Raw genomic sequence first — 14113 nt, forward strand, 5'->3', positions numbered from 1 at the left:
CGATGCCGGTCGCCCAGGGCCGTGCCCCATCAGGGGCGCGGGGAACTGCGCGAGCACCCCCCACGCACCCGCACCCGCCAACGACCCCGCAGACGAGAAGGCGCCCCGAACCTACGCCGGCGTCATCAACAGGGGCCGCGCCCTCTCCCGCAGCTCAATGACCCGCGGCTCGTCCCCGTACGGCTCCAGGCGATGCAACAGATCCTTCACGTACTCGGTCGTGCGCGCCGAGGAGATGCGCCCGGCGACCTCCACCGCCCGCACCCCCTGCTCGCATGCCGCGTCGAGGTTGCCGGACTCCAGCTCGGCGACCGCCGACACCACGAGCCGCAGCCCGTGCGAGCGTACGAACTCCTCCGTCGGCCGCGACAGCGCCTGCTCCGTGAACCGGCGCACCTGACGCGGCGCCTTGAGGTCCCGGTAGCACTCGGCCGCGTCCGCGGCGAACCGGTCGTAGCCGTAGAAGCCGAGCCAGGTCGGGTCGTTGTCGCCGTCGCGGGCCCGCTCCAGCCAGCCCTCGGCGGCCTTGAGGGCCGCCCCGGCGGCGACCGCGTCGCCCGCGCGCGCGTGGGCCCGCGCCTCGACGAGCCGGAAGAAGCTCATGGTGCGCGCGGTGGCCAGCCCCCGGTTGCGTTCGAGCGCGGCCTGCGCGAGGTCGACGCCCTCGTCGCCGAAGCCGCGGTAGGTGGCCTGCAGCGACATCGTGGCGAGCACGTACCCGCCGAGCGGTACGTCGGCCGCGGCCCGCGCGAGCCGCAGCGCCTGGATGTAGTACCGCTGCGCCGCCTCCTGCTGACCCGTGTCAAAGGCCATCCAGCCTGCGAGGCGGGTGAGTTCCGCGGACGCTCCGAACAGTGCGCGGCCCACCTCGTCGGAGTACGAGCCGAGCAGCAGCGGCGCGGCCTCGACCCGCAGGCACTCCGGCACCATGGACGAACGCCAGTCGCCGCCCCCGTACTTGGAGTCCCAGCGCCTGGCGTCCTCGGCGGCCTCGCGCAGTTTCTGCACGTCGCTGTGGCCGACCTTCAGCGGCGACCCGGAGCCCTCAGCGGAGCCCGCCTCGCGCGCCACCGAACTGTCGGCCGGGGTTATCAGCCAGCGCGAGGCGGGTGTGGCGTACGCGCTCACCGCGAACGACCCGGCGAGGGACTGCCAGATGCCGCCGGTGCCCGCGCGGCGGCCGGCGAGGTCGAGGCGGTACAGCTCCGTCGCCGCGCGCACCGCCTGTCCGACGTCACGGGGGAAGGCGAGGCCCACCTCGGGGGCGGGATCCGCGTCCGCCAGGCCGATCTCGTGGAGCGGCACCGGGCGGCCGAGCTTCTGCCCGATCGCGGCCGCGATGAGATGCGGCGCGGCACCCTGGGGGACCATGCCCTTGGAGACCCACCGCGCCACCGAGGTCTTGTCGTAGCGAAGTGTCAGCCCGCGTTGGGCGCCAAGGTCGTTGACGCGACGCGCGAGTCCTGCGTTGCTGATTCCCGCGAGGGCGAGAACGGTGCCGAGTTTTTCGTTCGGCCCGCGTTGCTCCCTGGACATTGCGCCACCCCTCGAACAGACGGCTGCCGCGGCGGCATAGGCACGCGGCATTCGTAAACCCAGCGTAGTTCGCCGCATCCCAAGCGTTAAGGGGCGTAAATCCGGATGGCGGGATTGTGGTCCGTACGAAAGTGCGGGCGCAGCACGGAGTGTGGTGATGTGCTCCCGATGTGTGGCCGTGCGCCTGTCCGTGCGCTCTACTCCGGCCACCGGGGGAGCGGTTCCATGGTGGTGCGTGGGTCGGCCCGCTGTACTGGATCCAGTGGGCTGGGGGACACCGCCGCCTACATCCCCGCGGGCGGCGGACCGGTCCGGGGGGCGAACTCCGCCTCCCGGACTGTGCGTTGACGCTGTGTCGTCATCGGGGGCGGTACGGCGGGCGTGCCGACTTCGCCCTTCGAGGACGATTTGGCCGAAAATCGACGGTGGTCGTCGAGCGTGAATACCGCTCCGACCACGTCTGTTGAGGGCGCGTTAGGTGTTTTGGGGGAGCGTACCGGGGGCGCATTCGCGTCGTAGACCCGGGGTCCGTCTGGGTGAACCACCCCTCGTCCGGGCCGACCTGAGGGCATGACGGGGGAGCGTTCACGGCTCCCCGGGGGCGCACTCGGCGGTGCACAAGCCGGACCACACGCCTCCGGCAAGCCTCCTTCGTGGCAGCATGGGGACCGTTCGTACGGTGCACCGGTTGTCCACAGCCTGTGGAGGCGTCGATGCGGTGGTTGGTGGGATGGAGCAGTACCGCCGCTGGCGCGCCCGCCTTCGGTTCCGCCGGCGCGACCGGACCCGACGGTGAGAGCGTGCACCCGGTCGGCTCCCACCTCCTGTGGGGCGACCCCGACCCGCTCTGGGCCGTCGGCGACTGGCGCCCCGACGAGGTACGGGTCGTGACCGCCGACGTCCAGACCAGGATCGCCGTGCTCGGCATCTGCGGCGCCTCCGACGAGCAGCTGCGCGTGGGCCTGTTCGCGGCCCGGGGCGGCGCCCTGCGCCACCTCACCGCCTGGCCCGGCAGCTACACCGCCGTCGTCCAGGTCGGCCGCCGGGTGACCGTCTGCGGCGACCTCGCGGGCGCCCGCCCGGTCTTCCACACCCCCTGGGCGGGCGGCACGGCGTATGCGACGGCGGCCCTCCCCCTCGCCGACCTCGTCGAGGCCAACCTCGACTTCGGGCACCTCGCGGCCCTGCTGGCCGCCCCCGACGTACCGGACGCCCTCCAGGACTCCACTCCGTACGACGGCGTGCGCCGCATTCCTCCGGGGCACGCACTGATCCTGCGCGCCGGGGCGCGTGAGATCGCCGGCTACGAGCCGGTCGCCTCCCTCGCCGTCGCCGCGCCCTCCGCCGACCCGGACAGCGCCGTGGACGCGGTCCGCGACGCCCTCGTGGAATCCGTGCGGGTCCGTCTCTCCGCCCCCCGGCACGTGCCCGACGTCGATCCCGGCCCGGTCCCCGGCATGGGCCCCGCCGAGCGCCGCGCCGCCCGCGGCATGCCCGTCCCCGGCATCGGCGCCGATGTCTCCGGCGGTCCCGCCTCCGGCACGCTCGCCCTGCTCGCCGCCGGTCTGCCGGGCGCCCCCGGCACGGTCCTCGGCCACGGCACGGGCGCCGGCGAGCGCCTCCTCGCCGTCACCTTCAACGACCTGGTCACCTCCGGCCGCGAGACCGAACTGGAACGCGCGGGCACCCTTGCCGCCAACCCCCGCCTCCATCACGTGGTCGTGACCGGCGGCGAGGAGGTGCTCCCGTACGCCGACCTCGACGTCCCCCTCACCGACGAGCCGGGGCCCTCGCTGGTGACCGCCGCCCGCCACCGCGCCCGCCTCGCCTCCGGCAGCGCGGACCACTTCACCGGCTACGGCGCCCGCCAGGTCCTGGACGCCCACCCCGCCCGCCTCGCCGACCTCCTGATGGACCGCAAGCGCCGCCACCTGGTCCGGCCGGTCGCCGCCCTCGCCAAGGCCGACGGCTCGGTGATGGTCCCCGCGCGCGTGTACAGCGCGGCGCGGAAGCTGGCCCGCACCCCGTACCGCTCCGGCGTCGAGGTCCTCGCCGACCGCCTCATGCAGCGCCGCTTCGAGGAGCCCGGCGGCGCGGTGGGCGCCTCCCTGGCCGCCCTCACCTGGGCCAGACCGGGCCCGGCCGCCCGCTGGCTCACCGGCGAGGCCCTGGCAGAAGTATCGATTCGCCTGGGTGCGACGACGGGCCGCTCCACCGTCGGCCCCGGCCAGCGCCCCGGCGACTTCCGCGCCCGCGCGGCCCTGGCCCGGCACGCGGCGGACCTCCGGGTCCTCGAACAGGCGGCGGAGATCCGCTCCCAGCGCCTGCACACCCCCTTCCTCGACAACCAGGTCGTCCGCGCCTGCCGCGCCCTCCCCGAAGCCCTCCGCGTCCTGCCGGGCGCCCGCGCCGCGATCCTCCGTACGGTCCTGGAGGGCGCCGGCGTCACCGACCTCCCGCCCGGCTGGGGCGCCCCCTCCCACGCCACCTCGCACGCCGCCGCCCGCACCGGCCTCCGTGTGGCCGCCGACACCCTGATCACCCTCTTCGACACCCCCCTGCTCGCCCAGGCGGGCATCGTCGAGGCCCGAGTCGTCCGCAAGGCCCTCCGCGCCGCCGCCGAGGGCGAACCCCTCCCGCTCGACGGCCTCGCCGACCTGGTCGCCCTCGAACTCTGGCTGCGCCGCCTCCTCTCCCGCCGAGGCACCTGCTGGACGGGCACCCCCGCCAGACAACGCGCGGTACCGGCCGGCATCACCCCCCAACGAGGCGCCCTCGGCACGGGAGCGACGGCGCGACACGTCTGACCCCGGCACGCGGCGGGTTCGGCCCAGGGCCCGAGGCGACGACCTGTCCGGCCCAGGGCCCGAGGCGACGACCTGTCCGGCCCAGGGCCCGAGGCGACGACCTGTCCGGCCCAGGGGCATGGCGAACCGCGCGCCGGCCGACGGCCTCTTCACGACCCCGAGTCCGGCCGCAGCGGGCGGCCGTAGTCCGGCTGCAACGCCCGCACCTCCGTGCACGACCGATGCGCCGAGACCGCGACGGTCACCCTGGCCGACAGCGCCGCGACCGTGCCGCCCGCCTCGGCGACCACCCGCGCCCACTCTCGCTCCCGACCAGTACGACGCCGAGCGGGCCGCCCCGCCCGTACGCCACCGAACACGCCACCGGCGCGATCCACGGCCCGCCGGACGCCCTCACCGACCTCGCCGGAGCCCTGGAGACCGTTCTCACGGACCCGGCACCGGGCGTGCACGGCCGGTCCCTCACCCGCAGCTGAACCGCGCATCCGCCCAGTCCGCCGGCACCGGCAGGTCGTAGCGGCCGTGCGGCTCGACGACCAGCCGTACCGTCTCCCGCCCACGGAGATCCACCCGTACCGGGAGCGCCGGTTCCCCGCCCCGCACCGGACCGGACCTCCACAGCCGGACCCCGTCGCCGTAGACGGAGAAGCGGACCTCGCCGAGGCCGTGCGTCAGGTCGTCGACGCCGACCAGCGCGTCGTACGCGTCGCACCGGCGGTTGAGATCGATGGTCACGGAGGAGCGGCCGTGCACGGTCACGCCGTTGCCGTACCGCTTTCCGGCGATCGACATCCCGTACCGCTGCCAGACCCAACTGCTCTCCGCGAGCCGCATCTCGGGCGCGGTGCCGTCGCCGAGGACGCCGTACCGCAGCTCGTTCCACCGGTAGACGGCCGGGGGAGCGGGCGGGGCGGGGGCAGACGGTGACGGGGTCGGCGGCGGAGACGGCTTCGGCGGCGCGGGGGTCGGGGCCGGCGCGGGAGGGGGCTTCGGCTTCGCGGCCGGTGCCGGGGTCATGGTCCGCGACGGCGTAGGCGTGGGCGTCGGCTTCGGCTTTGGTGCCGGTGACGGCCTGGACATCGGCACCACCCTCGCGGGCGCGCCCCGCGCGGGCCTGTCCCGAGGCGTCGACGGATCCGGCCGCGGCGCGGCCACGGCGGGCCGCGTGGCGGACGGCTCGGCGGCGGGCTCCTCCCGCCGGACGTCGCCGCCCGTCAGCGCCATCGCCACCGCCGCGGCGACCATGCCGGCCACACTCACGGCGATCCCGGCCTTCGCGGGTCCGCCGAGCCCCTCCGCGGCGGCCCCGCCGGCACCCTTGCCCGCCACGGCCGCCGCCGCACCGGCCGCCCCGGCTCCGGCGCCCCCGGCGACGAGCGCGGCGACCTTCGCGTACCCGGCCGCGCCGAACCAGCCGATGACCGCGACCGGTACGACGGCCGGGATCCCGCTCGCGACCTCCTTGATCTGCCCGGCGGCCAGCCGGCACGCCGCGCACTCCTCCAGATGCGCGCGCAGCCCCCGCTCGGCCCGCGTCCGCAGACTGCCACGGGCGTACGCGCCGAGCCGGTCGGCGTAGCGCCCGCACACGCCGGGGTCACCGGCGAGCGTGGCGCTCACATGCGCCTGCAGATACGCCTGCTTGAGGCCCTCCCGCGCCCGGCTGGCCAGGACCCGGGTCCCGTTGGCGTCGAGCCCGAAGAGGGTGGCGACCTCGCTCGGCGACTCGTCCTCGACCTCGGTGTGCCACAACACCGCCTGCCAGCGCTCCGGCAGCGAACGGAACGCCCGCATCGCCATCGACTGCTCGGCCTCGTGCATCGCCCGCACGTCGGCGCCGAGGTCGAGCGTGTCCGTGTCCGACGCCTCGGTCCCGCGCGACGCCTGGGCCGCGAACACCGCGAAGTCGTCGACGAGCTGCTCCCGCCGGGCGGAACGCGTCCACGTCGCGGCGACCCGCCGCACGGACGTCAGCAGATAGGCCCGTACGGCGTGCTGCGGCCCGGAGCCGCCCCGGACCGCCTGCAGCATGCGGGCGAAGACCTCGGCCGTCAGGTCGTCGGCGGTGTGTGCGTCGCGGCAGCACGTACGCGCGTACCGGCGTACGGCCTCCGCGTGCCGCCGGTACAGCTCCTCGTACGCCGAGTCCTCCCCGGACCGCATCCAGTCGATCAGGTCGGCGTCGGAGGGCGCCCGCGGCGGTAACACCCCGGAGTCGGAGCGGTCCCACTGCGCCGGAACCCCGCGCCCTCCTTGCTCGGGCACCTGAGGCTCCGCCTCCGCCCCGGACGCCGCCGTCTCCGGCCCCGGATCTTCCCGCCCGTCAACGCCCATCGCGGAAGCCCCCGCCGCCAGCCGACCCAGTCCCCAACACCAGGGCAGAGTGCCATATTGGCTTTTGTTCAGTCCCGGTACTACGGGCATACCACTCGTCCGAGGCGGCTTCCCAGATCGCAGAGTGAGGATTCACCCGAACGAGTACCCGAGGGCCGGAAGGGACTCGGGAAACGGGCATCGACGCGGGGGAACGGGCAGGGGCGGCGCGGGGCGAAGAAGCCCACCCCGCGCCGCCCCTGGGGCGAAACGTCACCCGATCGCGGTCACGAAGGCCGGGACCGCAACCCCTCCAGCAGAATGTCGAGCAGCCGAGCCGACGCGGCAGCCTGCTGCGCCGCGTCCGGCAACGCCGGCGCTCCCGTGGCGATCACCAGCAGTACGTCCGCCACGGTCACGTCCTCGCGCAGCTCACCGGCGCCCCGGGCCCGCTCCACCAACTGCCCCACGACCTCGAGCAGTGCCGAAGCACCGGCATCGTCCACGGGCGCACCGGAACCGGTGGCGCCCACGGCGGAACCGGAGCCCGACTCCGCCGGGACCAGCCGAAGCTCGGCCCCGGGCTGGACCCGCTGCGGCGGCACCCGCGCCTCGTCCGCGACGATCGCGCCGATGTCGTCGGACCCGTCCTCGGCGACCCCGACCCGCAGCACCTGCGGCGGCAGCAGCCGCCCGGCACCCGAGGCCACGGACGTCCGCAGGAACCGCGACAGCGCCTGCCACGGGTCCTCCTCCTGGCCGAGCGCCACCCTGGCCTGTTCGGTGAGCCGAGACGTCTCCTCCTCGGCTATCCGGCGGACCAGGACGTCCTTGCTCGGGAAGCGCCGGTACACCGTGCCGACACCGACCCGCGCACGGCGGGCCACGTCCTCCATCGGCGCGCCGTACCCCAGCTCACCGAACACCTCGCGCGCCGCGCGCAGCACGTGCTCGAGGTTGCGCTGTGCATCCACGCGGAGCGGAGCTGACCGCACTCCCTCACCGCGTCCGTTGCCGCCCGCCGCGCCCATCGCACCACCGGGTGCGATGGTGGACGCGGACGACCAATGGGACTCCTGAATATGCATACGTGTTCCCCCGGTAATGACGTCTCCCCCCGGAGACTCTCCCCGTCATCGGAAGCCGGAGCGGCGGAACGAGCGTCCAAGGTCGTCGGTGGTCGCCGACTCCCTTCGCCGGCAACCCGGTCCCCGAACGGATCCGCCCGTCGCGGACCACTCGGAAAACGGACCCGAACCCGTGATCCACGACCTCGACCCCGGACTCGACCGAACCTCTTGAACGCATCCCCCTACACCCCGTCGACACACGAACATAGTTGAGAGGGAGTCAATTCAGAAGGGGCACGTTCCGCACGGAGCGCCCCCCGATCGGAGTACGGGCGGTTTACGTCCGGTTTGCGCCCCCTCCTGCCATCCGGCTCACACCATCTGACCTGCGCACCTGTCACACACGCTGGTGAATCGGCCATCTCCGCGCGATTGTGGAGACCGGTCACACAAATTGCCGGGCCTGTGGACAAACCAGCGAGCAAGGTGCGTCATGGGATGGTGAAGGAACCGGTGCGCATTCTCATCGTCGGCGGCGGATACGTCGGGCTGTACACAGCGCTGCGCCTGCAGCGACAGCTGAAACCGGAACTCGGACGGGGCGACGTCGAGATCGTCGTCGTGTCCCCCGACCCCTATATGACGTATCAACCCTTCCTTCCGGAAGCGGCGGCGGGCTCCATCTCGCCCCGCCACGTCGTCGTACCCCTGCGCCGCGTCCTGGACCGGTGCAAGGTCGTCATCGGCGAGGCCACCGCGATCAACCACGCCAAACGCATCGCGACCCTCGACACCCTCGCCACCGAGGAGGAGGGCACGGAGGCCGAGCAGCTGACGTACGACGAACTCGTCCTCGCCCCCGGCTCCGTCTCGCGCACCCTGCCCATCCCCGGGCTCGCGGACTACGCCATCGGCTTCAAGACCGTCGAAGAGGCCATCGGCCTGCGCAACCACGTCATCGAACAGATGGACATCGCCTCCTCCACCCGTGACCCCGCGATCCGTGACGCGGCCCTGACCTTCGTCTTCGTGGGCGGCGGCTACGCCGGCGTGGAGGCGCTCGGCGAGCTGGAGGACATGGCCCGCTACACGGCGCGGTACTACCACAACGTGAAGCCCGAGGACATGAAGTGGATCCTCGTGGAGGCCTCCGACCGCATCCTCCCGGAGGTCGGCGAGGAGATGGGCCGCTACACGGTCACCGAACTGCGCCGCCGCAACATCGACGTACGCCTGCACACCCGGCTGGAATCGTGCGCCGACCGCGTCGCCGTCCTCAGCGACGGCGCCCGCTTCCCGACCCGCACGGTCGTCTGGACGGCCGGGGTGAAACCGCACCCGGTCCTCGCCGCCACCGACCTCCCGCTGAACGAGCGGGGCCGTCTCAAGTGCACCGCCGAGCTGACCGTCGAGGGTGTCGCGCACGCCTGGGCGGCGGGCGACGCGGCCGCCGTCCCCGACGTCACCGCCGAACCCGGCAAGGAGACCGCCCCGAACGCCCAGCACGCCGTGCGCCAGGCCCGCGCCCTCGGCGACAACATCACCCGTTCCCTGCGCGGCGAGCCGCTGCAGACCTACTCGCACAAGTACGTCGGCTCGGTCGCCTCCCTCGGCCTCCACAAGGGCGTCGCCCACGTCTACGGACGGAAACTCAAGGGCTACCCCGCCTGGTTCATGCACCGCGTGTACCACCTGAGCCGGGTGCCGACCTTCAACCGCAAGGCCCGCGTCCTCGCCGAATGGACCCTCTCCGGCCTCTTCAAACGAGAGATCGTCTCGCTCGGATCACTCGAACACCCCCGTGCGGAATTCGAACTCGCGGCCGGTGGAAAGCCCCCGGAGGACCCGAAGGGGTCGTCCTGACCCGATCCAGGAACTCCACCGACCGGGCCGACGTCTGACGGATGTCGGTCCGGTCGGCCAGACTGGTCCGCGACGTGATCCATGATCATGGGCGGGGCCACACCCTGCCCACACGTACCCACGACCAGGCGTCCCCCACCGCCGCACCCGGGGCGACGCCCCGGGCCACCGGCCGGATCCGGAGCCGGCCGCAGACGACCACACGAGGCACGAGGCAAGGATTCGGTGAACTTCACGCGTTGGAGCGCCCGGCTCCCCGGTACGCAGCGCCGCGCCGCAGCGCGGACCGAACACACGGTCACCCCGGACCGGCGGGGGGACGGATCCGTGCCCGCCGCCCGCGCCGAACGGCAGACCGACGACCCCCCGGACGGCACCCCCGCCGTACCCGCCGTCGACGACCTCCCCACCCGCGAGATCCTCGACCGCATCCCGGCCCTCGTCGCCCTCGTCCACGGCTCGGACCACCGCACGGCCTACGTCAACGACGCCTACGCCGCGGCCTTCGGCGCCCGCCCGCTCGGCGAGCCGGCCCGCGAGGCCCTGCCGGAGTTGGACGACCTCGGCCTCCTCCCGCTCCTGGACCAGGTCCTGCGCAGCTCCAAGCCCCGCACGGTCAAGTCCCGCAAGGCCGCCGGCGGCCGCAGCTACACGATCACCTGCACCCCGGTCGCCGTACCGAGCGGCGCCGGGCAGGGCGTCGGCGGTGTCCTGATCTTCGCCGCCGACGTCACCGACCACGCCGAGGCCGCCGAACGCCTCCGCGCGAGCGAACGCCGCCAGCGCGAGACCGCCGTCACCCTCCAGCGCTCCCTCCTCCCCCAGGAGCTGGAAGAACCCGACGACCTGCGCATCGCCGCCGTCTACCACCCCGGCGGCACCGAGACCGCCGTCGGCGGCGACTGGTACGACGTCATCACCCTCGGCGGCGGCCGCACGGCCCTCGTCATCGGCGACGTCATGGGCCGCGGCGTGCGCGCCGCCGCCGTCATGGGCCAGCTGCGCACGGCCGTCCGCGCCTACGCCCGCCTCGACCTGCCCCCGCACGAGGTGCTCCAGCTGCTGGACGGTCTCGCGACGGAGATCGACCCCAACCAGATCGCCACCTGCGCCTACGCCGTCCACGACCCCAACGAGGGCCGCCTGGTCTACGCCTCGGCGGGCCACCTCCCCATCCTCGTCCGCGACGAGAGCGGCACGGTCCTGCGCGCCGACGAACCGACCGGTCCCCCGCTCGGCACCGGCGGCTGGACCCATGCCTCCGGCTCGATCCCCCTCGGCCCCGGCTCCACGGCCGTCTTCTACACCGACGGACTCGTGGAGCGCCGCAACGAGGACCTGGACGAGGGGATCGCCGCCCTGGAACGCGCCCTGTCCGGCGCCACGGGCTCCCCGCAGGTCGTCTGCGACCGCCTCGTCCGCTCGACCGGCGTCACCGCCGACCACGACGACGACGTGGCCGTACTGGTCCTCCAGCACCCCGCCCGCGTCGGCCCCGACGGCGAACTCTTCCGCAACGCCGCTCTGGAACTCCTCGGCGGTGTGGAAGCGGCCCCCCGCGCCCGCGCCTTCGCCTCCGGCGTCCTGACCAGCTGGCGCTTCCCGCCGGAACTCCACGACCTGGGCGTCCTGGCCGCCAGCGAACTCGTCGCCAACTCCCTCCAGCACGGCACCCCGCCCATGCGCCTGCGGCTGCGCCGCACCGACCGCCGCCTGATCGTCGAAGTCACCGACGGCGACGACCACCTTCCCCGCCGCCGGAGAGCCGACCTCGCGGACGAGTCCGGCCGTGGCCTCGCCATCATCGGCACGATCGCCTCCGACTGGGGCAGCCGCCGAACACCGGGCGGCGGCAAGGCAGTCTGGTGCGAGTTCGCCCTCCCCGGCCGTACGACGTAGGTCGTGGTCGGGTGCCGGTGCGTTGTCGGATGCGCGAGAAGCCCCACCGGACGGACGTCTGGGGGTCGAAGGGGCGCAGCCCCTCGAGGATGGGACGAGTAGGGGCGGCGGGGGCGAGAGCCCTACGCCGACACAACCCCCGGCTGGGACGCGGTCGTCGCCCCCCGAGCCACCACCCGACTCGCTCCCAGCCCCGGCTGATCCTGCACCGCACTGAGCCGCCGCCCCAACCGCAGCGCCAACACCGTGATCCCCAGCGAGAACAGCAGGAACGTCACGACGTACGGCGCATGCAGCGAGGCCCCCATGGGCCCACCCACCGCCGGCCCGACCGCCAACGCAAGCTGCTTCACCAGCGCGAACGCGGAGTTGTACTGCCCAGCCATCCCCGTCGGCGCCAGATCGGCCACCAGCGGCGCGACGGTCGGCGACAACATGGCCTCGCCCAGACCGAACAGCGCATAGGTCGAGACGAACGCGGCGGTCGCCATGGTCTCGCTGGTCTGCCCCAGCCCGGCGAACCCCGCCACGCCCCAAGCGACGGCCCAGATCAGCCCCACGGCGGCGATCACCCGGGACCGCCTGCGCCGCTCGACGAACCGCAGCACGGCGAACTGCGCGATCACGATCACCGCCGTGTTGGCGGCCAGCGCGGTCCCGAGCGCGGACGTCGATATCCCGGCCGCCTCGACCCCGTACGCACTGAGACCCGACTCGAACTGCCCGTAGCAGGCGAAGAACAGCACGAAGCCCAGGACACAGAGCTGCACCATGGCCCGGTTGCCGAGCAGCTGCTTCCAGCTCCCCTTGGCCGTCGCCCCGTCGGCGGGCACTCCTGCGACCTCGGCGGTCCGAGCCACCCGCACGGTCGCCATCACACCCACGAGCAGCACGAACATCGCCGCCTGTATGGAGAACAGCAGGACGAACGACCCCGCGCGCGTGGCATCGACCAGGTGGCCGCCTATCAGCCCGCCGACCCCGAGCCCGAGGTTCTGCAGGAAGAACTGCGTGGCGAAGGCCCGTGACCGGTTCTCCGCGTGCGAGAAGTCGACGATCATCGTCGCGAGCGCGGGCTGCGTCACGGCCTGTCCCGCCCCGAGCGCCGCAGCGGACAACAGCACGGTCGTCGCACTGGTGGCCAGCCCCAGACTGAGCGACCCGACGGCAGCGGTGACCAGGGCGGTGAGCAGCACGGGAAGCGGGCCGCGCCGGACTATGGCCCGCCCCGCGAACGGCAGCACCACCAGCGCCGCCACGGCGAAGACCGCCAGCACCAGCCCCGCCGTCGTCGCACCGAGATCCCGCACCTGCGCCACATAGACGTACAGATACGGAACGGTGAAGCCGAGTCCGAACGCGCCGAGCGCGTTGCCCACGTGAATCCGGCGCATCGCTGCGCCCGTCCCCCTGGTCACGTTCACCTGCCTAGGTAAGGGAAGCCTCCAGCTCAAGGGTTAACACTGAAGACTTCGAAGCTAAAACTTAGAAGCTAAACAGTACACCTCGAAGGACTTCGATGCCAAGCAGCGTCGTGCCATACTTCGCCCATGGGCGACACCCCCGACACAGCCGGCAGCGCCGAGCCGACACTCGAAGAGCAGATCGCCGCCTACCAGCGCGAGTTCCAGGGCCTCGACCCCCAGGTCGAGAAGATCGTGTCGGCACTGTCGCGACTCAACCGCCGTATGAACGTCGCCTACGGCCGCCAGACCTCCGCGCTCAACATCAGCAACGCCGACTGGGAGGTCCTCAAGGCCCTCGTCCTCTCCGGCGCCCCGTACCGGATGGGCCCCAGCGAACTCGCCAAGCGGCTCGGCCTCACCCCGGCCGCCATGACCCACCGCATCGACCGCATGGTCGCCGAGGGCCTGGTGACGAGGGAGCGCGACGAGAACAACCGGGTGCGCGTCATCGTCGAGCTCACCACCGAGGGCCGCGAGAAGTGGCTGGAGGCCATGCGCCTCGCCTCGGTCTTCGAGGAGGACCTTCTCCAGGACCTCTCCCCTCTGGAGCGCACCGTGTTGGGCGAGGTCCTGACTCGACTCCTCCGCCGTGTCGAGCACGCCCAGCCGGATGCCGGCGGCCGCCTCATCGACCTCGACTGAGCGGTGCGGCCGACCAGCGCCCGAGGTTTGGCCGTGGGTCACCGGGGGGAGGCTTGACAGTCCGACCCGTGATCCGTAGAGTTCTTCGGGTTGCCACGGAGCCTTAACGGTTCTGCGACAGCACCTCCGCCGCTTCGAGCGGCACACAAACCAACCAGCGAGACTCCCAGTCGGGATGAATTCGGCGCGCCCGAATGCAATTCGATTTGGGTTCGACAGCCCCGATTGGGAACTGCCGAGCAGATCCGCTAAGGTTTGGAACGTCGAAACGGCCCAACAGCCGCAGAAGACAACTCCCGCTGACTGGGAATCAGGCCCGAAAGGATCTGATAGAGTCGGAGTCGCCGGAAAGGGAAACGCGAAAGCGGAAACCTGGAAAGCACCGAGGAAATCGGAACCGGAAACGGTCTGATAGAGTCGGGAACGCAAGACAGCAAGACCGAAGGGAAAAGCCCGGAGGAAAGCCCGAGAGGGTGAGTACAAAGGAAGCGTCCGTTCCTTGAGAACTCAACAGCGT

9 protein-coding genes are annotated in these 14113 nt (G+C 72.8%); 5 read left to right on the plus strand and 4 right to left on the minus strand.

All coding sequences use genetic code 11. The features are described 5' to 3' along the window. Window positions 1–111: 111 nt before the first annotated feature. Window positions 112–1536, minus strand: coding sequence for an MFS transporter (locus ACFU5F_RS26460; RefSeq protein WP_326581195.1), 1425 nt, complete (start codon window positions 1534–1536; stop codon window positions 112–114). Between the two features lie 713 nt (window positions 1537–2249). Here ACFU5F_RS26460 and ACFU5F_RS26465 point away from each other — a divergent pair. Then, window positions 2250–4343 carry an asparagine synthase-related protein gene (locus tag ACFU5F_RS26465; protein ID WP_383891992.1) on the plus strand — a complete coding sequence of 698 codons (2094 nt, stop codon included), beginning with the start codon at window positions 2250–2252 and terminating at the stop codon, window positions 4341–4343. A 221-nt stretch (window positions 4344–4564) separates the two neighbouring features. Then, entirely contained in the window at window positions 4565–4819 is a 255-nt protein-coding gene (locus ACFU5F_RS26470; protein ID WP_383891994.1) for a hypothetical protein, read from the plus strand. Here ACFU5F_RS26470 and ACFU5F_RS26475 read toward each other — a convergent pair. Both ACFU5F_RS26475 and ACFU5F_RS26480 read right to left on the minus strand, forming a co-directional pair. Continuing rightward, window positions 4806–6677 (minus strand): sigma-70 family RNA polymerase sigma factor, encoded by a 1872-nt coding sequence (locus tag ACFU5F_RS26475; protein ID WP_383891997.1) that lies wholly within the window; start codon window positions 6675–6677, stop codon window positions 4806–4808. The genes ACFU5F_RS26470 and ACFU5F_RS26475 overlap by 14 nt on opposite strands. A 266-nt stretch (window positions 6678–6943) precedes the next feature. Then, a complete protein-coding gene (locus ACFU5F_RS26480) occupies window positions 6944–7744 on the minus strand; it encodes a TetR/AcrR family transcriptional regulator (protein WP_383892001.1) in 801 nt (266 codons plus the stop codon). Window positions 7745–8224: 480 nt separating this feature from the next. Here ACFU5F_RS26480 and ACFU5F_RS26485 point away from each other — a divergent pair, with 480 nt between their 5' ends. Together ACFU5F_RS26485 and ACFU5F_RS26490 are read left to right on the plus strand one after the other, a co-directional pair. After that, window positions 8225–9589: an NAD(P)/FAD-dependent oxidoreductase gene (locus tag ACFU5F_RS26485; protein WP_383892004.1), complete on the plus strand. Its 1365-nt coding sequence runs from the start codon at window positions 8225–8227 to the stop codon at window positions 9587–9589. Between the two features lie 225 nt (window positions 9590–9814). Next, window positions 9815–11488: a SpoIIE family protein phosphatase gene (locus ACFU5F_RS26490; RefSeq protein ID WP_383892007.1), complete on the plus strand. Its 1674-nt coding sequence runs from the start codon at window positions 9815–9817 to the stop codon at window positions 11486–11488. A gap of 122 nt (window positions 11489–11610) precedes the next feature. On the opposite strand, the gene ACFU5F_RS26495 is transcribed toward ACFU5F_RS26490, so the two are convergent. After that, the gene (locus tag ACFU5F_RS26495; RefSeq protein ID WP_383892009.1) at window positions 11611–12882 is read right to left on the minus strand and encodes an MFS transporter; all 1272 of its coding nucleotides are present in this window, start codon (window positions 12880–12882) and stop codon (window positions 11611–11613) included. A gap of 156 nt (window positions 12883–13038) precedes the next feature. On the opposite strand from ACFU5F_RS26495, the gene ACFU5F_RS26500 reads away from it, so the two are divergent. Continuing rightward, on the plus strand, window positions 13039–13596 hold the full coding sequence (locus ACFU5F_RS26500) for a MarR family winged helix-turn-helix transcriptional regulator (RefSeq protein WP_383892012.1): 558 nt from the start codon (window positions 13039–13041) through the stop codon (window positions 13594–13596). Window positions 13597–14113: the final 517 nt, after the last annotated feature.

Source organism: Streptomyces sp. NPDC057438 (assembly GCF_042802995.1).
Lineage (GTDB): Bacteria > Actinomycetota > Actinomycetes > Streptomycetales > Streptomycetaceae > Streptomyces.